The organism is Mycobacterium bourgelatii, from assembly GCF_010723575.1.
Taxonomy (GTDB): Bacteria; Actinomycetota; Actinomycetes; order Mycobacteriales; family Mycobacteriaceae; genus Mycobacterium; species Mycobacterium bourgelatii.
This window is the reverse complement of the sequence record NZ_BLKZ01000001.1, coordinates 1,842,524-1,866,422: the sequence shown is the minus strand read 5'-3', so window position 1 is coordinate 1,866,422 and position 23,899 is coordinate 1,842,524. Positions and strand designations below refer to the sequence as shown.

5 protein-coding genes are annotated in these 23,899 nt (G+C 68.2%); all 5 read left to right on the top strand.

Features of this window, described 5'->3' with window-relative positions:
* Positions 1-194: 194 nt before the first annotated feature.
* The 5 genes from fadD26 to G6N68_RS08245 are packed head-to-tail and all read left to right on the top strand — an operon-like array spanning position 195 to position 23,865.
* Entirely contained in the window at positions 195-1,943 is a 1,749-nt protein-coding gene (gene fadD26, locus G6N68_RS08265; protein ID WP_163710240.1) for a long-chain-fatty-acid--AMP ligase FAAL26/FadD26, read from the top strand.
* The gene (locus G6N68_RS08260) at positions 1,940-7,456 is read left to right on the top strand and encodes a type I polyketide synthase (RefSeq protein ID WP_163710236.1); all 5,517 of its coding nucleotides are present in this window, start codon (positions 1,940-1,942) and stop codon (positions 7,454-7,456) included. The genes fadD26 and G6N68_RS08260 overlap by 4 nt, the downstream gene beginning before the upstream one ends.
* Complete coding sequence (locus G6N68_RS08255; RefSeq protein ID WP_163710234.1) at positions 7,456-12,009, top strand: type I polyketide synthase; 4,554 nt, start codon at positions 7,456-7,458, stop codon at positions 12,007-12,009. Before G6N68_RS08260 ends, G6N68_RS08255 begins: the two co-directional genes overlap by 1 nt.
* A 55-nt stretch (positions 12,010-12,064) precedes the next feature.
* Positions 12,065-18,409 (top strand): type I polyketide synthase, encoded by a 6,345-nt coding sequence (locus G6N68_RS08250; protein WP_240355700.1) that lies wholly within the window; start codon positions 12,065-12,067, stop codon positions 18,407-18,409.
* Positions 18,409-23,865 carry a type I polyketide synthase gene (locus G6N68_RS08245; protein WP_163710227.1) on the top strand — a complete coding sequence of 1,819 codons (5,457 nt, stop codon included), beginning with the start codon at positions 18,409-18,411 and terminating at the stop codon, positions 23,863-23,865. Before G6N68_RS08250 ends, G6N68_RS08245 begins: the two co-directional genes overlap by 1 nt.
* Positions 23,866-23,899: the final 34 nt, after the last annotated feature.

Sequence of the window (23,899 nt, the reverse complement as noted above, 5' to 3'; positions counted from 1 at the left end):
TTAGTCTAGGGGCGGTCATCTGGCGGCACGACGAGGTGCTTCGATGAAGCATCTGCGTAACCGGCAGAGCAGCCTGGTCAGCTCAGACCGGCAGGCTTCACAGTGATTGGAAGCCCTGTAGCGCGATCAGACAGGCGGTCCACCAGGTGTACACCTCAGCACAATCCTGAGCCAACGAAGGGGAGTACAGCGCGATGCCGGTGACCGACTCATCCATTCCCGCTTTGCTGAAGCGGCGGGCTGAGCAGCAGGCCGACACCACCGCATTCACCTTCCTCGATTACGGCATCGACCCTAAGGGCTTTGCTGAGAACCTGACCTGGGCGCAGGTCTACAGCCGCGCGTGCATCATCGCCGAAGAGCTCAAACTCTGCGGTGTGCCTGGCGACCGAGTGGCGATTCTGGCGCCGCAGGGCCTAGAATACATCATTTCATTTCTCGGCGCGCTACAAGCCGGATTCATCGCCGTTCCGCTCTCCACTCCGCAATACGGGATTCACGACGATCGCGTTTCGGCGGTGCTGCGCGATTCCACACCGGTTGCCATTCTCACGACGTCTTCCGTAGTCGGCGACGTGACTAAATACGCCTGCGCGCAGAATGGGCAGCCGGCCCCGATTGTCATTGAAGTCGATCTGCTCGACTTGGACGCCCCACCTCAGTCGGCGGAGTTGCCGAAACTGTCCTCCGGGGCGGCTTATCTGCAGTACACGTCGGGTTCGACGCGTACGCCAGCCGGTGTGATTGTGTCGCACAAGAACGTTCTCGCCAATGTGACGCAGAGCCTGTACGGGTACTTTGGCGACCTGTCAAAGATTCCGGACGGCTCCGTGGTGTCGTGGCTGCCGCTCTTCCACGACATGGGCCTGATTCTCGGCATCTGCGCCCCGATGGTGGCCGGCCGACGCGCGGTGTTGCTGAGTCCGATGTCGTTCCTGCGCCGTCCGGCGTGCTGGATGCAACTGCTCGCCACGACCGGATCGTCCTTCTCCGCAGCACCGAATTTCGCCTTCGAATTGGCCGTGCGCCGGACCTCCGACGAGGACATGGAGGGACTCGACCTCGGCGACGTGGTCGGCATCGTCAGCGGCAGCGAGCGGATTCATGCCGCGACGGTGCGGCGTTTCACGGAGCGATTCGCCAAGTTCAACCTCAACCCGACGGTGGTACGTCCTTCTTACGGTCTGGCCGAAGCCACCCTCTACGTCGCGGCGCCCGAGCCAGGCACTCCGCCCCGGACGGTCCGTTTCGACTACGAGCACCTCGCGGCCGGTCAGGCCAGGCCGTGCACGGAAGGCACCCTCGGTACCGAGCTGATCACCTACGGCTCGCCCGACCCGTCGGCGGTGCGCATCGTCGACCCGGAGACCATGGTGGAGAACCCGCCCGGAACCGTCGGTGAGATATGGGTGCACGGCGACCATGTGGCCATGGGTTACTGGCGCAAGCCCGAGCAGACCGCACGTGTCTTCAACGCCAAGCTGGTCAATCGCGTGCCGGGAACTCCCGAGGGCCCGTGGCTGCGGACCGGGGACCTCGGCGTCATGTCCAACGGTGAGCTGTTCATCATGGGCCGCATCAAGGACCTGCTCATCGTGGACGGCCGCAACCACTACCCCGACGACATCGAGGCCACGATCCAGGAGATCACCGGCGGACGGGTGGCCGCTATTGCAGTGCCCGACGACATCACCGAGCAACTGGTGGCCATCATCGAACTGAAACGGCGCGGCGCTTCGGCCGAAGAGGCCGCGCACACTCTGCGCACGGTGAAGCGGGAAGTCACGCACGCGATTTCGAAGTCACACAGTCTGCGGGTCGCCGACCTGGTACTGGTGGCCCCCGGCTCCATCCCGATCACCACGAGCGGCAAGATCCGGCGTTCAGCCTGCGTCGAGCGTTATCGAAGCGATGGGTTCAAACGCCTGGACGTGAGCGTATGACGGCCAGCATCAATGACGAAGCCGACCTTCGCCATTGGCTGATCGACTACTTGGTGACCAATATCGGCTGTACGCCGGATGAGGTAGACCCCAGCCTGTCACTGGCCGACCTCGGCGTCAGCTCCCGCGACGCGGTCGTGCTGTCCGGCGAGTTGTCCGAACTGCTGGGCAAACCCGTGTCGCCGATCGACTTCTGGGAACACCCCACGATCAACGCCCTGGCCGCCTACCTCACCGCGCCCGAACCGGATCCGGCATCCGAAGCCGCACAGAAACGTCCGGCACGCAACTCGCTCGAAGAGCCGATCGCCGTCATCGGGATGGGGTGCCGCTTCCCGGGCGGGATCAACAGCCCAGATGCGTTGTGGGAGTTCATGTGTGAACGCCGTTCCTCGATCGGGCAGGTGCCGGCCGAGCGCTGGCAGCCGTTCGAGGGCGGATCCCCGGAGGAAGCGGCGGTACTCGCTCGCACCACCCGGTGGGGCTCGTTCCTGTCCGACATCGACGCCTTCGACGCGGAATTCTTCGAGATCTCCGCCAGTGAAGCCGACAAGATGGACCCGCAGCAGCGCCTGCTGCTGGAAGTGGCTTGGGAAGCGTTGGAGCACGCGGGGATTCCGCCCAGCTCGCTGCGACGCTCACAGACCGGGGTCTTCGCCGGATCCTGCCTGAGCGAATACGGCGCGATCGCGGCCACCGAACTGTCGCAGGTCGACAGCTGGAGCAACACCGGTGGCGCGATGAGCATCATCGCCAACCGGCTGTCGTATTTCCTTGACCTGCGCGGCCCCTCGGTGGCGGTCGACACCGCGTGCTCGTCGTCGTTGGTGGCCATCCACCTGGCCTGCCAGAGCCTGCGGACCCAGGATTCCCAGCTGGCGATCGCCGCGGGTGTCAATCTTCTGTTGTCCCCGGCGGTTTTTCGTGGCTTCGACCAGGTCGGCGCGTTGTCCCCGACCGGCGCCTGCCGCGCGTTCGACGCGGCGGCCGACGGCTTTGTGCGCGGCGAGGGCGCCGGGGTGGTGGTGCTCAAGCGCCTGACCGATGCCCAGCGCGACGGCGATCGAGTGTTGGCGGTCATCTGCGGCTCGGCGGTGAACCAGGATGGGCGCTCCAACGGGCTGATGGCGCCGAACCCCGCGGCCCAAATGGCCGTGCTGCGTGCCGCCTACACCAACGCGGGGATGCAGCCCAACGAGGTCGACTACGTCGAAGCCCACGGCACCGGAACGCTTTTGGGCGACCCGATCGAAGCCCGGGCCCTCGGCACCGTACTGGGCCGGGGACGTCCGCCCGAGGCTCCCCTGCTCATCGGCGCCGTCAAGACCAACCTCGGCCACACCGAAGCGGCGGCCGGAATCGCGGGTTTCATCAAGGCGGTGCTGGCGGTGCAACGCGGCCAGATTCCGCCGAACCAACGCTTCCAGAGTCCCAATCCGCACATACCGTTCAATGACTTGCGACTGAAAGTTGTTGACACGCAGTTGGATTGGCCAGAGACCGGCCACCCCAGGCGGGCCGGTGTGTCGTCGTTCGGATTCGGCGGGACCAACGCCCACGTGGTGCTCGAACAGGGCCAGGAGGTACTCGGGGCAACCGAGCGGGACCAAGAGCCGGGTCCGCCGACCGCGCTGTCCACCCTCGTGATCGCCGGCAAGACATCGCAACGAGTGGCCGCGACGGCCGGGGTGCTGGCCGATTGGATGGAGGGCGCGGGCGCCGACGTGGAGCTTGCCGACGTCGCCCATACCGTCAACCACCACCGGTCCCGGCAATCATTGTTCGGCACCGTCGTGGCCCGAGACCGCGCGCAGGCAGTCGCCGGGCTACGGGCGCTGGCGGCCGGCCAACACGCGCCCGGCGTGGTGGGCCCGCGCGACGGCGAACCGGGTCCGGGCACGGTGTTCGTCTACTCCGGCCGCGGCTCGCAGTGGCCCGGCATGGGCCGTCAATTGCTCGCCGACGAGCCGGCTTTCGCCGCTATGGTCGATGAGCTGGATCCGATCTTCGTCGCCGAGGCCGGCTTCTCGCTCTACGACGTGCTGGCCGGCGGCAAGGAGCTGGTCGGCATCGAGCAGATCCAACTCGGCCTGATCGGCATGCAACTCGCGCTGACCGGGTTGTGGCGCTCCTACGGGGTCCACCCCGATCTGGTCATCGGGCACTCGATGGGCGAGGTGGCTGCCGCCGTAGTGGCCGGCGCATTGACCCCGGCGGAGGGGTTGCGGGTAACCGCGACCAGGTCCCGGCTGATGGCGCCGTTGTCCGGCCAGGGCGGCATGGCCCTACTCGAGCTCGACGCGGCAGCCACCGAGGCGCTGATCGCCGACTATCCCGACGTGACGCTCGGGATCTACAACTCACCTCGGCAGACCGTGATTTCCGGGCCCACCGAGCAGATCGACGAGTTGATCGCCCGGGTCCGCACCCGGGACCGCTTCGCCAGCCGCGTCAATATCGAAGTGGCACCGCACAATCCGGCCATGGATGCGCTGCAGCCGGCGATGCGTTCCGAACTCGCGGATCTGGCGCCGTGCAACCCGACGATTCCGATCATCTCCACCACGTATGACGACCTCGACCGCACCCCGAGCTTCGACGCCGAGCACTGGGCCACCAACATGCGCAACCCGGTCCATTTCCAGCAGGCGATCGCCCGGGCCGGCGGCGGGGCCGAAACCTCTCACCACACCTTCATCGAGATCAGCGCCCACCCGCTGCTGACCCAGGCCATCATCGACACGCTGCACACCGCCCAGCACGGGACGAAGTACACGAGCATCGGGACGCTGCAACGCGATACCGACGACACCATCACCTTCCACACCAACCTCAACACCGTTCACACCGCGCATCCGCCCAACACCCCTCATCCCCCCGAACCCCATCCCGTCATCCCCACCACTCCCTGGCAGCACACCCGCCACTGGCTCAGCACCAAGCGTGCGAACAGCGTCGCTGGATCGGCACCGCAGCGGGGAACACTGCTGGGCCAGCGCACCGACGTGGTGTCGAACCCGCCCTCTCACCTATGGCAAGCGCGGCTGGGACCAGACGCCAGGCCATACCCCGGCCGGCATCTGTTCCATGGCACCGAGGTGGTCCCGGCATCCGTCGTGCTGCACACAATGCTTTGTGCTGCAGTGGAATTGGGCTTCTCGGGGCTTTCCGATGTCCGGTTCGAGCAACCCGTTTTCCTCACCCAACCGCGGGTGGTGCAAGTCTTCGCCGACGGACAGTCGGTCAGCCTGGCCTCGAGTCCGGCCACCGACACGCCGCCGGACTCGTGGACGCGACACGCTGTCGCGCAGCTTGCGCCGGCTTCGGCCGCGACCGCCGTCTCGACCGGCTCCGCCAGCGCAAACCAGAACGGTCACAGCGAACCGATCCCCGACGTGGCCGACCTGCTCGCCCTGCGCGGCGTCGACGGCGTGGCCTTCGAATGGTCGCTGGCTTCGTGGAGAACTACACCGGGCCTCACCACCCTGGCGGCCACGGTCGCGCTTCCCGATGCACTGCCCGACGGATCGGTCGGGCCACTGCTCGACGCCGCCATCCTCGTCGGCGCTCTCGCTGACGTCAGTGATACGCGCTTGTACGTGCCGGAAAGCATCGCGCACGTGTCCGTGACCGACCTGAAGAGCGTCGGAGCGGCAACGCGAGGCTCGCTGACGCTGCAGCGCAACGCTTCCGACGCCGACGGCGTGATCGTCGACGTCACCGTCGCGCCTCGCGGCGAAGCACCGTGGGCGTCGATTCGGTCCCTGCGCTATCGGGCGTTGGACTTGGCTGACACCCAGCCGACCCAAACGTCAACCGATGCAACGAAGTTCGTACACACCATCGATTGGCAACCCCGGACAGATCCAGCCGGCGCGCAGGTCGATCCGGCGTCTGTTGCCGTGGTCGAGTCGGGCTTCGCACCGAACGAGGTGTCCGAGGCGCGCTATGTCGTGTACCGGGCGCCTGCACAGGCCGATGCACCAGCCGAGGCGGATGTCGACTACGCGGTCCGAGTCACCGCCGAAATCACCGCCCTGGTACGCGCGTTGGCGCAACGGGATCCGCAGCAACCAGCGTCACTGTGGATTCTCACGCGCGGGGTCCACGAGTCGGTGTCCCCCGACGCGCTGCGGCAGAGCTTCTTGTGGGGACTGGCCGGTGTCATCGCCGCCGAGCACCCCGAATTGTGGGGCGGCTTGGTCGATCTCGCGGCCGACGACGAATTCGACGAGACTCTGCTCGGCGCACCCAGCAAGTCGATCCTGGTGGTGCGCGACGGGGAAGTCCTCGCCCCCTCGTTGGCGCCGATCAGCGGCGGGCCGCGGCGAGCACCGCTGCACTGCAGGCCCGACGCGGCCTATCTGATCACCGGCGGCCTGGGTGCCCTCGGTGTGTTGATGGCGGGTTGGCTGGTCGATCGCGGCGCTCGTCGTCTGGTGTTGACCGGCCGCACGCCCCTGCCACCGCGGCGGGAGTGGGATCTCGACACCCTCGACGCCGGGCTGCGCCAGAAGATCGACGCGATCCGCGGCCTGGAGCTGCGCGGTGTGACGGTCGAAGCCGTCGCCGTCGACATCGGGAACCGCGACGAAGTGCTGTCCTTGCTGGACCGGCGTGACCGCGACGGGGCCGTACCCATCCGGGGTGTCATCCACGCGGCCGGCGTCACCGACGATCAACTCGTGACGAACATGACCGACGACGCGGTGCGGCGGGTCCTGTGGCCCAAGATCGCCGGCAGCCAGGTGCTGCACGAGGCGTTCCCGCCGGGCAGTGTCGACTTCTTCTTCCTGACCGCCTCCGCGGCAGGCATTTTCGGCATCCCGGGACAGGGTTCCTATGCCGCGGCGAATTCTTACCTGGACGCCCTGGCGCGGACCCGCCGGCAACAGGGTTGCCACACCCTGAGCCTGGACTGGGTGGCATGGCAGGGCCTCGGGTTCGCTGCCGACGCCCAGATCGTCAGCGAAGAGCTGCAGCGCATGGGTTCGCGAGCCATCACGCCCGCCGAGGCGTTCACCGCGTGGGAATTCGCCGACGGCTACGACGTCACGCAAGTGGTCGTCGTGCCCGTGCCGACTGCAGCCGACGGGTCCGGCGGCTCGGACAGCTACCTGCTGCCGGCACGCGACTGGTCCGGTCTGTCGGCGGCCGAAGTGCGTAACGAGCTCGAAGAGGGACTGCGGCGGATCATCGCGGCCGAATTGCGTATTGCCGAATCCGCGTTGGACACCGACCGGCCGTTTGCCGAGCTCGGTCTCAATTCCTTGATGGCGATGGCGATTCGACGCGAGGCCGAGCAGTTCGTCGGCATCGAGTTGTCCGCGACGATGTTGTTCAACCACCCGACGGTGGCGGCCCTGGCCAGCTACCTGGCCAAACGTGTTGCGCCGTCCGCCGATCCGGAAGACGACGCGATGGCTCTGCTCTCCTCGTCGGCGGGCAGCGTGCTGGACAGCCTCTTTGACCGCATCGAATCGAGTTCCCCCGAGGCCGACAGGTCTACGTAATGCGAACCGCTTTCAGCCGGATTTCCGGTATGACCGCGCAGCAGCGCGCGATCCTTACCGAGGAATTCACCAAGATCTCCCGCGTCGCCGTGGCGGAGCCGATCGCCGTGGTGGGCATCGGATGCCGATTCCCCGGCGATGTCGACAGCCCGGATAGCTTCTGGGATCTGCTGGTAGAGGGCCGCAATGCGATCTCGCGCATACCGGCCGACCGGTGGGACGCGGACGCGTTCTATGACCCCGACCCGCTGACACCCGGCCGGATGACCACCAAGTGGGGCGGCTTCGTGCCCGACGTGGCGGGTTTCGACGCCGAGTTCTTCGGCATCACACCGCGTGAGGCCGCGGCCATGGATCCGCAGCAGCGAATGCTGCTCGAGGTGTCTTGGGAGGCCCTCGAAAACGCCGGAATCCCACCGGATTCCCTCAGCGGCAGCCGGACCGGCGTGATGATGGGCGTCTACTTCAACGAGTATCAGTCGATGCTCGCCGCGACGCCGGACAGCGTGGACGCCTACAGCGGAACCGGAAACGCCCACAGCATCACCGTCGGCCGCATTTCGTACCTGTTGGGACTCCGCGGCCCCTCGGTGGCCGTCGACACCGCATGCTCGTCGTCATTGGTTGCGGTGCATTTGGCCTGTCAGAGTCTGCGGCTGCGGGAAACTGATCTGGCGCTGGCCGGCGGGGTCAGCATCACGCTGCGTCCCGAGACCCAAATCGCCATCTCCGCTTGGGGATTACTGTCCCCCAACGGCCGGTGCGCGGCATTCGACGGGGCCGCCGACGGCTTCGTGCGCGGTGAGGGCGCCGGCGTGGTGGTGCTCAAGCGGTTGACCGACGCGGTGCGCGACGGTGACCACGTGCTGGCGGTGGTGCGCGGTTCGGCGGTCAACCAGGACGGCCGCTCCAACGGCGTCACCGCGCCGAACACCGCTGCGCAATGTGACGTGATCGCCGACGCCCTGCGATCCGGTGATCTCGCTCCCGAAAGCATCAACTACGTCGAGGCCCACGGAACCGGCACTGTATTGGGCGATCCCATCGAGTTCGAGGCGCTGGCCGGCACCTACGGCCTGGTCAAGGACAACGCCCAGGGCCCGTGTGCGCTGGGCGCGGTGAAGACCAACATCGGCCACACCGAGGCGGCGGCCGGTATCGCCGGCTTCATCAAGGCCACGCTGGCCGTGCAACGCGCCCAGATCCCACCGAATCTGCATTTCTCGCAATGGAATCCGGCCATCGACGCCGCATCGACCAGGTTCTTTGTCCCCACCGAGAACACCGCGTGGCCGGCCGCCGATGGGCCGCGCCGAGCCGCGGTGTCGTCGTTCGGATTGGGCGGTACCAATGCGCACGTCATCATCGAGCAAGGTCCCGAGCTGGCGCCGGTAGCTGGAAGTGCCGACAGCACAGAGGTTTGCACGTTGGTGGTGACCGGCAAGTCGACGCAGCGGGTGGCCGCGACGGCGGGTGTGCTCGCCGACTGGTTGGAGGGCCCCGGCTCGGCGACGCCGCTCGCCGACGTGGCCCACACGCTCAACCATCACCGCGCCCGACACCCCAAGTTCGGCACCGTCGTCGCCCGCGACCGCGGCCAGGCCATCGCCGGCCTGCGCGCCTTGGCCGCCGGCCAGCACGCGCCCGGGGTGGTGCTCCCCCGAGATGCCACCCAGGACGGGGCACCTGGCACCGTCTTCGTCTACTCCGGCCGCGGTTCCCAATGGGCCGGAATGGGCCGCCAATTGTTGGCCGACGAACCGGCTTTCGCCGCCGCACTGGACGAACTCGAGCCGGTGTTCGTCCAGGAGGCGGGCTTCTCGCTGCGCGAGGTGGTGGCCGAGGGCAAGGAACTGGTTGGCATCGAGCAGATACAGCTCGGCCTGATCGGCATGCAGTTGGCACTGACGCAGCTGTGGCGTTCCCACGGTGTGCAGCCCGACCTGGTGATCGGGCACTCGATGGGCGAGGTCGCGGCCGCGGTGGTGGCCGGGGCGTTGACGCCCGCCGAGGGGCTACGGGTGACCGCCACCCGCTCGCGGTTGATGGCTCCGCTGTCGGGACAGGGCGGCATGGCGATGCTCGGGCTTGACGTGGCGACCACCGAGGCGTTGATCGCCGACTACCCGCAGGTGACCTTGGGCATCTACAACTCCCCGCGCCAGACGGTGATCGCCGGGCCCACCGAGCAGATCGACGAGTTGATCGAACGGGTGCGGGGCCAGAATCGGTTCGCCAGCCGGGTCAACATCGAAGTGGCGCCGCACAATCCGGCGATGGATGCGCTGCAGCCCGCGATGCGATCGGAATTGGCCGATCTGCGCCCCCGGACGCCGACCATCCCGATCATCTCCACCACCTACGAAGACCTCGAGACCCGCCCGGCTTTCGATGCCGAGCACTGGGCAACCAACATGCGCAACCCGGTGCGCTTCCAACAGGCTGTCACGCACGCCGCCGAGAAGGCGGGCCACCACACCTTTATCGAAGTCAGCGCGCACCCGCTGCTGGTCCAAGCCATCGACGACACGCTCGGCGGCCAAGAACACCTCAGCGTCGGGACACTGCAACGCGACACCGACGACACGGTCACCTTCCGCACCAACCTCTACGCCACCCGGACCGCGCCGCCACAGACCCCGCACCCGCCCGAGCCGCACCCCCAGCTGCCCAGCACCCCGTGGCAGCACACCCGACACTGGCTTTCCGACTCCAACCCCGCCTTGCGGTTGGGTCCGACCGTCGCGTCTCCCACGGCCGGGCACACGGTGCTCCACGGCTGGCGCTACCAGCTGCAATGGCCGGCCGTCCCGTTGCAGCGCACCGAACACCCCGGCGCAGCCAGCTGGCTCGTGCTCGGCGACCCCGAACTGGCAGCAGAGCTGGCGGCAGAGCTCGGCGGTGTCGCCGGCTCGGTAGGCGACGCGGTAGGCGACGCGTTGCCCGGCGAACTCGCCGAGGCCGACTACGTGCTGTACGCACCTCCCTCCCCCGCCGATCCCGACGACGTCGAGTCGGCCTACGACCTGTTCCACACGGCGCGGCGGGTGGCAGCGACCCTGCTGGCGAGTCCGTCACAACCGAAGTTGTTCATCCTGACCCGCAACGCGCAGCCCGTCGCCGACGGCGAGCGAGCCAACCCGACCCACGCGGTGCTGTGGGGGCTGGGCCGCACGCTGGCGCTCGAACACCCCGAGATCTGGGGTGGCGTCATCGATCTCGACGAGTCCGTGCCGCCCGTGCTGGCCGCCTCGTACGTACGCGCCGAGGCCCACAGCGGTGACGGCGAAGACCAGGTCGTGTATCGGTCGGGGCTGCGCCGGTCGCCTCGGCTGCAAAGGCTAACCGCCGCAACGCCGCCGGTTACCCTCAGCGACGACACCAGTCAGCTGGTGGTCGGCGCGACCGGAAACATCGGACCGCAGTTGATCCGTCAACTGGCGAAGATGGGCGCGAAGACGATCGTCACTGTGTCCCGTAACCCAGGCACCAAGCTGGCGGAGCTCGCCGAAAGCCTCGCGGCGACCGGAACAACGCTCATTCAGGTCGCCGCGGACGCGGCCGACCCCGTCGCAATGAGCGCACTGTTCGAGCGGTTCGGAGCGGACCTGCCCGCTTTGGAGGGCATCTACCTCGCTGCCTTTGCCGGTGGGCCAGTGCTGCTGAGCGACATGACCGACGACGACGTCGCCGCGATGTTCCGACCCAAGCTGGACGCCGCCCGGCTGCTGCACCGGCTGTCGCTGAAACACCCCGTGCGGCACTTTGTTTCCTTCTCGTCGATCTCGGGGCTGACCGGGTCGCGCTGGCTGGGCCACTACACGGCCACCAGCGCCTTCCTGGACACCCTGGGCCACGCCCGTCGCCTGATGGGGCTGCCCGCGACCGTCATCGCCTGGGGCCTGTGGAAGTCCCTGGCCGATGCGCAGCAGGACGCAAGCCAGGTGAGTACCGAATCCGGCCTGCAGCCCATGGACGACGAGGTGGCCATCGAGGCGTTGGCCTCCGCGATCAACCCCGCCGCCGGCGTGCAAACCGTTGTGGTGGCGGCGGATTGGCCGCTGCTGGCGGCGGCCTACCGCACCCGCGGTGCGCTGCGCATCGTCGAGGACCTGTTGCCGGTTCTCGGCGAGGCGGCGTTGCCGGAGAGCGAGTTCCGCAAGGCCCTCGGGAAATGCCCGCCCGAGCGGCGACTCGACATGCTCTTCGACGAGGTCGGCGCGCTGGCCGCGAGGGTGATGGGGCTGCACGCCGGTGAGACGCTCGATCCGTCGACCGGCTTCTTCCAGCTCGGGATGGACTCGTTGATGAGCGTGACGCTGCAGCGCGCGCTGTCCGAGACGCTGGGCGAATTCCTGCCCGCCTCGGTGGTTTTCGACTACCCGACGGTGTACAGCCTGACCGATTACCTGGCCACCGTGCTGCCGGAGCTGGCCGAGACCGTCGCGGCGGCCGCTACCCACGCCTCAGAGGCGGACGCCGGCGGCGGTGATACCTACGACGAGCTGACCGAAGATGAGTTGTTGCAACAGCTTTCAGAAAGGTTGAGCTGAGCCTGTGACAAACTCTGTAACCGGTCCGTCTGCCCCAAGCCCAGACCGCCGGGCGATCATCACCGAGGCGTTGCGCAAGATCGACGACCTCACCGCCCGCCTCGCGGTCGCCGAGAAGTCCAGCACCGAACCGATCGCCGTGGTCGGCATGGGATGCCGGTTCCCGGGTGGGGTGAACAACCCCGAGCAATTCTGGGAGTTGTTGCGCGACGGTCGCAGCGGCATCGGCCGGGTGCCCCCGGAGCGCTGGGACGCCGACGCGTTCTTCACCGACGATCACACCGTCCCGGGCACCATCTGCAGTCGCGAGGGCGGCTTCCTCTCCGGCTGGCAACCCGACGAGTTCGATGCGGAATTCTTCTCGATCTCGCCGCGCGAAGCGGCGGCGATGGATCCGCAACAGCGGTTGTTCCTCGAGGTCGCGTGGGAAGCGCTGGAACACTCCGGCATTGCGCCGCACACCATTCGGGGTACGCAAACTTCCGTCTTCGTCGGCGTCACCGCGTACGACTACATGGTCACGCTGGCGGGTCAATTGCGGCCGGAGGATCTCGACGCATACATCCCCACCGGCAATGCGCTGAACTTCACCGCGGGACGACTGGCCTATTTCCTGGGGGCGCGTGGCCCCGCAATGGTCATCGACACGGCGTGCTCGTCGTCATTGGTCGCGGTGCACCTGGCCTGCCAGAGTTTGCGCTCCGGAGAAAGCGACACCGCGCTGGTCGGTGGAACCAACCTGCTGCTCAGCCCCGGCCCGAGCATCGCCTGTTCACGATGGGGAATGCTGTCGCCCGAAGGGCGGTGCAAGACCTTCGACGCCGACGCCAACGGTTATGTGCGCAGCGAGGGCGCCGGGGTCGTGGTGCTCAAGCGGTTGTCCGACGCCCAACGCGATGGCAACCGCATCCTGGCCGTGGTGCGTGGGTCGGCGGTCAACCAGGACGGCGCCAGCAGCGGGGTCACCGTTCCCAACGGCCCGGCACAACAGGAGCTACTGCGCCGGGCGCTGCAGGCGGCCCGGCTGACCCCCGCAGACATCGATTACATCGAGGCGCACGGCACCGGGACCCCGCTCGGTGACCCGATCGAACTGGACTCGCTGAGCAAGGTTTTCGACGATCGGCAAGACCGTGACCCGCTGGTGCTGGGCTCGGTGAAGACGAACCTTGGGCATCTCGAGGCGGCGGCGGGCATCGCCGGATTCATGAAAACCGTGCTGGCGCTGCAAAACCGGCACATCCCGCGGCATTTGAACTTCCGCCAGCTGACGCCGCACGTCAGCGAGGGTGTCACGCGGCTCAACATCGCCGCGGACGGGATGGACTGGCCGGCAACCGACCGGCCCCGCCGGGCCGGTGTGTCGTCCTTCGGCGTCAGCGGCACCAACTCGCATGTGGTGATCGAGGAGGCACCCGAACCGGTTGTCTCGCAGCATGTTCCCCAACCGTCGGTGTCGACGCTGGTGCTCTTCGGCAAGACCCCGCAACGGGTGGCCGCGACCGCGGGCGTGCTGGCGGACTGGCTGGAGGGACCAGGCGCGACAACCCCGTTGGCCGACGTCGCGCACACGCTCAATCACCACCGGGCTCGCCAAGCCAGATTCGGCACCGTGGTTGCCCGCGACCACGCCCAGGCCATCGCGGGCCTACGGGCGCTGGCCACCGATCAGCCCGCACCCGGCATCGTTGGCTGCAATAGCGGTCCCGGCGGACCCGGCACGGTGTTCGTGTATTCGGGCCAGGGCTCGCAGTGGGCCGGCATGGGACGCCGACTGCTGGCCGACGAGCCCGCGTTCGCCCAGGCGGTTGCCGAACTGGAGCCGGATTTTGTTGCCCAGACCGGGTTTTCGTTGCAGCAGACGCTGACCGAGGGCCGCGACGTGGTCGGCATCGACCGCATCCAGCCCGTCCTCGTCGGCATCCAACTCGCGCTGACGGCGCTGTGGCGCCACTACGGGGTCACCCCCGATGCGGTGATCGGCCATTCCATGGGCGAAGTGACGGCCGCCGTGGTGGCCGGGGCGCTGACTCAGGCCGAGGGGTTGAAGGTGATCGCCACGCGGTCGCGGCTGATGAGCCAGCTGTCCGGCCAGGGCGCGATGGCGTTGCTCGAACTCGACGCGGACGCCGTCGCGGCACTGATCGCCGACTATCCGCAACTGACGCTGGCCGTGCATGCCTCGCCGCGTCAGTCGGTGATCGCCGGTCCACCCGAGCAGGTGGACGCCGTCATTGCCACCGTCGCGGCACAGGACCTGCTGGCGCGCCGCATCGAGGTCGACGTCGCGTCGCACCACCCGATCATCGATCCGGTGTTGCCGCAATTGCGTTCCGCGCTGGCCGATTTGCGGCCCAAGCCCCCCGCCATCCCGCTGATCTCCACGGTCTCAGAGGGCTCAGCAGGTTCAGCAGGCTCGACGCCGACCCTGGATGCCGAGTATTGGGCGGCCAACCTGCGCAACCCGGTGCGGTTCCACCAGGCCGTCGCCCAGGCCGGCGAAAACCACCACACCTTCATCGAAGTGAGCCCCCATCCCCTGCTCACCTACGCGATCACAGACACCCTGGGCGCGACCGACGCCGGCCAGGGCACCCACGTCTCGGGCACGCTGCACCGAGACGCCGACGACACCATCACGTTCCACACCAACCTCAACGCCACCCACACCACCCGTCCGCCCGACACCCCGCATCCACCCGAACCCCACCCGATGCTGCCGCTGACCCCGTGGCAGCACACCCGGCACTGGATCACGGCGAGTTCGACCGCCTCGTACGGCGCAGACACCCACCCGCTGCTGGGCATCGGCGTCACCGACCCCACCAACGGCACCCGCGTATGGGAATCCGAGGTCAACCCGGAGCTGCTGTTTCTGGGCGGCCACCGCGTCCATGACGCGTGCGTACTGCCCGGCGCGGCATACGCGGACATCGCGCTGGCCGCGGCGACGCAAGCCTTCGACACTGATTCGTGGACGATCCGAGAGCTCAGCCTCGAGCAGTTGATGCACATCGACGGCAACACGCTGATCGTCACGACCCTGACCGGGGACAACCAGTTGTGCCGGGTCGAAATCCGGACCCGCAGTGCCGTTTCCGGCTGGACGACGCACGCCACCGCCACGCTGGCACCCGCCCCTGACACGGCTGCCGACGTCGTGGATCCGGGGCCCGACGGCGGGACCGAACTCGACCCCGACGAGCTTTATCAACGGCTGCGCGCTGCCGGCCAACAACACGGCCCGGCGTTCCAGGGGATCGTCGGCCTGGCCGTCCTACCGTCCGGAGCGGCTCGTGCCGCGGTACGACTGCCCGCGGCGGCCAAGGCGGGCGCACGCAAGTTCCCGCTGCATCCGGTCATGATGGACGTCGCCTTGCAGACGCTGGGCGCGACCGAGTTGGCCACCCAATTGGCAACGGGGGCAACGGGACAGCGGGCCACGGTGCTTCCGGTGCGGTTCGGCGGCGTGCGCGTGTACGGCGATGTGGTCGACGGTGCCTACGCGGTCGGTTCACTTGCGCCGACCGACAGCACGGACAGGTTGGCCGGGCAGGTCTTTCTCTTCGATGACCACGGCCGACTGCTACTGGAAATCGACCATGTCGAGATGGCGGTGCTGCAGTCACGCGGCGCAGCGGAACTCAACAACCGCCTGTTCACGGTGCAGTGGGAACCAACCCCGTTGGACGGCTCGACCAGCGAGTCGGCCGCGCTGCTGCTGGTCGGCGACGACGATTCCCTGGCGTCCGCACTCGCCACTCGAATCGAGCTGTGCGAGTCGGTCTCCGGTGACGACGAGGCAACCCTGCACGCGGCCATCACCCGACGAGACGTCGAATGGGACGGCATTGTCGTGGTCCATCCCGCCCGGGCGGTCGACGAAGCCAAACCCGTGGCAGAACAACTGGAGCTGGCCCGGCAACGGGTGCTGCGGATCGCTGACATCGTCCGGACGGTCTCTAGAATCGGCGCGCGCAACAGCCCCCGGCTGTGGATCATCACCCGCGGCGCCCAGCAGGTAGACCCCAGCGAGACGGTCACTTTGCCGCAGTCACAGCTTCGTGGCATCGCCCGTGTGCTGACCTTCGAACACCCGGAACTGCGCACGACCCTCGTCGATGTCGACGCCGACGGCACGGGGCCACTTTCGGGTCTGGTCGACGAATTGCTGGCAAACACCGATCACGACGAGGTGGCACTGCGCGACGGGCAGCGGTTTGTGCGTCGCCTGGTGGCGGCGCCCGTGACGCCTGCCGGCGAACTCGCCGTCGAAAGCCGGGACGTCACCGTCGATATCGACACCGGCGGTGCGTTCACCCTGGAACTCGGCGGAGCCGACGGGGTGAAATTCCATGCCGCCAGGCGCGTCCCGCCCGGGGCCGGCGAGGTCGAGGTCCGCGTTCACCGCGCGGCGCTGGACGGCGGCGAGTGCGTGGGCGTGGTGACCGCGGTCGGCCCCGAGATTCCCGATGTCGCATCCGTCCATGAAGGACAGCGCGTCATCGCCTTCGGCGCAGCGACGATCGGTTCGCATCTCAGCACGTCCGCGGAACTCGTTTTCCCGCTTCCCGACTGGCTCTCGGATATCGAAGCCGCGGGATACGGGAAGGCCTACCTCACCGCCTGGCACGCGCTGTGCACGGTCGGGCGGTTGGCGGGCGGCGAACGCGTACTGATCCATTCGGCGCCGGACGGCGTGGATGTGGCCGCGGTGCACATCGCCAAGAGAATTGGCGCGGTGATTTACGCGACGACCCCGGGAACATCGGATGACAAGCGCGCACTGTTCGCGGACCTGGGCGTCGACTACGTCGGAGATTCGCGCGGCGTGGGGTTCGCCGAAGAGATTCTCGACCGCACCGACGGCGCCGGTGTCGACGTCGTCCTCAACTCGCTTCCCGGAGAAGCGCTTCGCGCGGGAATGCAGACACTTGCCCCGGGCGGACGATTCATCGAACTGGGCAAGAACACCGACACGTCGATCGGGGTGGCCGCGCTGGCCCGCAGCGCCTCGTTCTCGGTGGTCGACATCGATCTGAACCTGCGGTTGCGGCCGAGCCAGTACCGCAAATACTTCGCAGAGATAGTGCAGCTCGCCCAACAGGGTGAACTGCCTCCCGTGCCGGTCAGCGAGTTCGGGTCCGAAGACCCCGTCGGCCGGACCTTCATCACGATCCCGCAGACCGGCCGCGTGTCGGCGTTGGCGTCGCCGCCGGCCCAGCCGCTGGTCAGGCCGGACGGCGGTTACATCATCGCCGGCGGAATGGGTGGTCTCGGCTTGGTGACCGCACGCTGGCTGGCGCAGCAGGGCGCGGGATTGGTTGTGGTCAACGGGCGTTCGGCGCCCAGCCCGGACGTGCTCAAAAATATCGAGGAGATCGCCGCCGAGGGTGGCCGGGTGGAAGTGGTCACCGGCGACCTCTCGGACCCCGACACCGCGCGGCGACTGGTGGCTGCCGTGGACGACGCCGGTTTCCCTTTGGCCGGCGTCGTCCACAGCGCGATGGTGCTCGCCGACGAAATCGTGCTGAACATCTCCGATTCCGCGTCCGCGCGGGTGTTCGCCCCGAAGGTGGCCGGCGGCTGGTGGTTGCACGAAGCCACCAAGCACACCGACGTCGATTGGTGGGTGTCGTTCTCCTCTGCCGCTTCACTTCTCGGCGCACCGGGCCAAGGCTCCTACGCCGCCGCGAACTCCTGGATCGACGGTTTGGTCGCGCACCGGCGCTCGCTCGGGTTGCCCGCGACCGGGATCAACTGGGGCCCGTGGGCCGAGGTGGGCCGCGCTCAGTTCTTCGCCGACCTCGGCATCTCGATGATCACCCCCGAGCAGGGCCTCGCGGCGATGCAACTGGTGCTGTCTGCCGACCGGACCCGCACCGGCGTGTTCGCACTCGACGCGCGGCAGTGGTTTCAGTCCTTCCCCGCCGCTGCGGGTTCGTCGTTGTTCGCCAAGCTGCAGGAATCGATAGCCATCGAACCCCGCACGGGCGGCCGCATCCGGGCGGAGCTGGATGAGCTTGCCGCACAGGACCGTCCGGCCTACCTCGCCGCGGCCATCGCCGACGAGATCCGGGCGGTGCTGCGTTCGACCGAGGCGATCGACCACGACCGGCCAATGGAATCGCTGGGTCTGGATTCGCTGATGGCCCTGGAATTACGCAACAGGCTGGAAGCGAGTCTGGGTACGACGCTGCCGGTCGCCCTGGTGTGGGCCTACCCCACCATCACCGATCTCGCCGGTGCGCTCTGTGAACGGCTCGGCTATGCGCCGGCCTTGGAAAGCACAGCCGCCGAGGTGATCTCCGACACGGACCTGTCGGACGAGGAAATGGATTTGCTGTCGGACCTGGTCGCAGCAAGTGAGTTGGAAGCTGCAACGGAGGGCGTCGAGTAATGACGAGTCTGGCCGAACGCGCGGCCCAAATGACACCCAAGGCGCGCGCGGTGCTCGCGCGTGAGTTGGTGCGCGCGGGCACGCCGTTCCCCACCGACATCGCCGAACCGATCGCCGTCGTCGGCATGGGCTGCCGGCTGCCGGGGAACGTGTATGGACCCGAAGACTTTTGGCAGCTGCTACTCGACGGCCGCGACACCATCCGCGAAGTGCCGGCCGACCGCTGGGACGCCGACGCATATTACGACCCCGACCCGGAAGCGTCGGGCAAAATGACCACCAAGTGGGGCGGTTTCGTCGACGACGTCGCCGGATTCGACGCCGACTTCTTCGGCATCACCCCGCGCGAAGCCGCCGCCATGGACCCGCAACAGCGGATGCTGCTCGAGGTGTCCTGGGAGGCCCTCGAACACGCCGGTGTGCGGCCGGATTCGTTGACCGGGAGCCGCACTGCCGCGATCATGGGGCTCTCGACGTGGGACTACACCATCGTCAACATCGAGCGCCGCGCGGAGATCGACGCGTACGTGAGCACCGGCAATCCGCACGCCGCCGCCGTCGGCCGGATCGCGTATCTGTTGGGGCTCCGCGGCCCCGCGGTGGCGGTGGACACCGCGTGCTCGTCGTCGCTGGTGGCGGTGCACCTGGCCTGTCAGAGCCTGCGGCTGCGGGAAAGCGACGTCGCGCTGGCCGGCGGGGTGCAGTTGGCGTTGTCGCCGTTTGCGGCGATCGCGGTGTCCAAGTGGTCCGCACTGTCGCCGACGGGCCGCTGCAAGACATTCGACGCCGGCGCCGACGGCTTCGTGCGCGGCGAGGGGTGCGGGGTTCTGGTACTCAAGCGCCTGGCCGACGCCACCGCGGCCGGCGACCGCGTGCTGGCGGTCATCCGCGGTTCGGCGATCAACCAGGACGGCCGTTCCAACGGCCTGACCGCCCCCAACCTGCTGGCGCAGCGGGAAGTCATCAACACCGCGCTGAAGCAAGCCGGCGTGACGGCCGACACCGTGAACTACGTCGAGACCCACGGCACCGGCACCATGCTGGGCGACCCGATCGAATTCGAAGGACTGGCGGCCACCTACGGCGTCGACAAGGGCGCCGGCGCGGGCCGGTGCGCGCTCGGCGCGGTGAAAACCAACCTGGGGCATCTGGAAGCCGCGGCCGGGGTCGCCGGGCTGATCAAGGCGATTCTGGCCGTCCGCAACGCCTACATCCCACGCAATTTGAATTTCACCCGGTGGAATCCCGCCATCGACCCCTCGTCGACACGGCTGTTCGTGCCGACCCAAGGCACGCCCTGGCCCGGCACGGGCCCGCGGCGGGCGGCGGTGTCGTCGTTCGGCCTGAGCGGGACGAACTCGCACGTGGTGATCGAGCAGGCACCGGAAGCGACGAACCCGGTTGCCCCGCAGCCCGATCCGGCTCCGGCGGTGTCGACGCTGGTGATATCCGCAAAGTCGCCCAAGCGGATAGCCGCGACCGCGGCGACGCTGGCGGACTGGTTGGACGGCCCCGGCGCGAAGACGCCGTTGCCCGATGTGACACACACGCTCGCCAAGCACCGGTCCCGGTACCCCAAGTCGGGCACCGTGGTGGCGCGCGACCACGCCGAAGCGGTGGCCGGCCTGCGTGCCCTGGCCGCCGGGAAGCCCGCACCCGGTGTGCTCGGCTCCCGGGATCAGACCCCCGGTCCGGGTACCGTTTTCGTCTATTCCGGACGCGGATCGCAGTGGGTCGGCATGGGTCGCCGGTTGTTGGCCGACGAACCCGCCTTTGTCCAAGCCATCGCCGAACTGGAACCCGATTTCCTTGCACACGCCGGCTTTTCGCTACAGGAGGTGATCGCCGAAGGCAAGGAACTGGTCGGGATCGAGCAGATCCAGCTCGGGCTGATCGGCATGCAGCTGGCGCTGACCGCCCTGTGGCGGTCCTACGGTGTGCGGCCCGACTTGGTGATCGGACACTCCATGGGCGAGGTGGCCGCCGCCGTCGTCGCCGGCGCGCTCACGCCCGCCGAGGGACTCCGGGTGACCGCCACCCGGGCCCGGCTGATGGCGCCCCTCTCCGGGCAGGGTGGCATGGCGCTGCTCGACCTGGACGCCGCGGCCACCGAGGCACTGATCGCCGACTACCCGCAGGTGACGGTGGGGATCTACAACTCCCCGCAGCAGACCGTCATCTCCGGGCCGACCGAGCAGATCGACGAACTGATCGAGCGGGTGCGCTTCCAGGACCGCTTCGCCAGCCGGGTCAATATCGAAGTGGCCCCGCACAATCCGGCCATGGACGCGCTGCAGCCCGCCATGCGGGAGGAGTTGGCCGACCTGGCCCCGCGGCCTCCGAAGATTCCGATCCTGTCCACCACCTACGAAGACCTCAGCACCCGCCCCGTCTTCGATGCCGAGCACTGGGCGACCAATATGCGCAACCCGGTGCGGTTCCAGCAGGCCATCTCCTCGGCGGCCAGCAACGCCCACCAACACACCTTCATCGAGGTCAGCGCGCACCCACTGCTCACCCACGCGATCACCGAAACACTAGGTGGTGCAACCGAATACCTGAGCATCGGAACGCTGCACCGCGACACCGATGACACCGTCACCTTCCACACCAACCTCGCCGTGCTCGGGCGCACCCCGGAGACCACCGGCAGTCTCGCCGATATCCCGACCACGCCATGGCAGCACGTGCAGTTCTGGGTCGAAGGCCGTTCGGTCGCGGATTTGATTGCCGCCGACGCACATCCGCTGCTCGGTGTGCACGTGGAGGTGCCGTCCAGCCAGGATCACGTGTGGCAGGCCGACGTTGGCACCGCGGTGTCACCGTGGCTGGGCGATCACAAGGTGTTCGGCCAACCCGCCCTGCCGGCCGCGGCCTATGCCGAGATCGCCTTGGCCGCCGCATGCGAGGCGCTGGGCCTGCCGGCCGAAGCGGTGTCGATCAACCAACTCGAAGTCGAGCAGATGCTCACCCTCGAAGAACACACCACGCTGAGCACCCAATTGATCCGCAACGGAGACAACAAGGTTCGGATCGAGATCTACTCCCGCAGCTCCGGGGGCTGGACCCGGCACGCCGTCGCCAAAGCGGAACCCGCACAGGCCGACGACGAGCTACCGACGACGGCCGGCGGTCAGACGGAAGTCTCCGTGCCACCGGGTGATCTGTATGCGGTGCTGCGCCAGGCCGGCCAGCACCACGGCCCCGCGTTCGCGGCGCTGACCCGGATCGACCGGCTTTCGGACGGTTCGGTGGAAACCGAGATAACGCTTCCCGACGAGGCGCCCAAGCATCCCGGCTATCGGCTCCACCCGGCCATGCTGGACGCCGCCCTGCAGAGCCTGGCCGCCGCGATGCCCGCCGACGGGCTGTCCGGCTCGGCCGGATCGTCGGAAGCCAGTTATCTGCCGGTCTCGTTCGAGAGTCTGCGGCTGTACGGCAACCCGGGCCGCTACGCCCGGTGCCGGGCCAGGCTGAGCAACCTCGACGAAGGCGGCACCGGCAAGCTCGGCCGGGTCATCCTCACCGACGCGGCGGGCAACGTCACCGCCGAGATCAATGACATCTACCTGCGGTCCGTCGAGCGCCGCAGCGTGCCGCTGCCGTTGGCGCAGAAGGTTTTCGAAGCCAGCTGGGTGGAACAGGACCTGGCCGACGCACCGGAAACCGCGCAAACGCCGGGCAGCTGGCTGGTGCTCGCCGGAGCGAGCACACTGGCCGAACAGTTCGTCAACGGCTGGCGCGACGACGATCGGCGCGTGATCACCGCCGACCTGGCCGACGAGCCGGGGGTGCTCGCCGCGTTCGCCGAAACGGCGGGCGATCCCGAACGCCCGCCCGCCGGCGTCGTCGTCTTCGTGCCGGACGTCTCCTCTGACCCCGAAGCCGGAGTCACCCAGGCCCGGGATCTGGTGTGGTCGATCAGCACCGTGGTTCGCGCGGTCGTGGGCGGCTGGCACGGCGAGTCGCCGCGGCTCTGGCTGGTCACCCGCAGCGGTCTCGCGGTCGACGGCAATGACTCCGGGCAGCCGGCCGTCGGCGGGTTGCGGGGCCTGGTGCGAGTCCTGGCCTACGAGCATCCGGAACTGCGCGCCACCCTGGTTGACCTGGACGCCGCGCAAGATCTAGCCGGGGCGACGGCAACACTGCGGGCCGAGCTCGAAGCGCCCGAATCCGCCGCACTGAGCACCGTGGTCGCGCGGCGCGGCGATCACCGCTACGTCGAACGGCTGGCGCGGGCCACCGATACCACGGTCGTTGCAGCGCAGTCGGATTCGGTGGTCCGCTCCGGAGCCTCCTACATCATCAGCGGTGGTCTCGGTGGCCTGGGCCTGGTGGTCGCCCGGTGGCTGGTGGACAACGGGGCCGGCCGGGTGGTTCTCAACGGCCGCAGCGAACCCGCGGAAGAGCAGCGCAAGATCCTGGCCGAGCTGGAAGACCGCGCCGAGATCGTCGTTGTGCGGGGCGATCTGGCGGCCCCCGGTGTCGCGGACCAGCTCGTCGCGGCGGCCGAGGACGGCGGCCGACAACTGCGCGGCATCGTGCACGCGGCCGCGGTCATCGACGACAGCCTGCTCTATTCCATGACCCGGGAAAGCCTGGAACGGGTGTGGGGCCCCAAAGCCGTTGGCGCGCAGCGGTTACACCAGGCCGGCGCGGGCCGCGCCCTGGACTGGTGGGTGGGGTTCTCGTCCACGGCTTCGCTCCTCGGCGCCCCGGGGCAGGGCGCCTACGCCTGCGCGAACGCGTGGCTCGACGCACTGGTCGATGCCCGGCGGGCGGCCGGACTGCCTGCGGCAGTGATCAACTGGGGACCGTGGTCGGAGGTCGGTATGGCTCGAACCCTGGCCAACAGCGTGTTGGACCCCATCACCCCGGCCGAAGGCATCGAGGCGATGGAGTCGCTGCTCGCATCGGGCCGGGGCCACACCGGCGTCGCTCGGCTCCGTGCCGACCGCGCGCTCATCGCCTTCCCCGAAATCCGCGGTCACGACTTCTTTTCCGCGGTCGTGCAGGAACTCGACGCGGCGGGCGGCGGTGACGACTGGGCAGGACCCGACGCGCTGCGCGACCTGGACCCGGCCGAGGCCGCCCGCGTCATCGCAGATCAGCTGCGCGGCCGCATCGCGGCGGTCATGGGCTACGCCGACCGAACGGCCGTCGATCCGACGCAGCCGTTGCTCGACCTCGGGATGGATTCGCTGATGGCGGTGCGGATTCGCAACACCACCCGCGCGGACTTCGGCGTGGAGCCTCCGGTGACACTGCTCCTGCAGGGCGCGTCACTGCAGGACGTGACCACCGACCTGATGCGCCAACTCAACATCGCCAACCCAGAGCAGACCGGGGGCACGGGGGCCGGCGAAACCCTGAAAAGTAGTGCCACTGTTCGTGACCGCGCCCAGCAGCGCGCGGCCGCGCGACAAGGAGCCGCAATGCGGCGAAAGCGAGGATAGATCCAGTGACTGAGCTGGTTGACAACGCCGACAA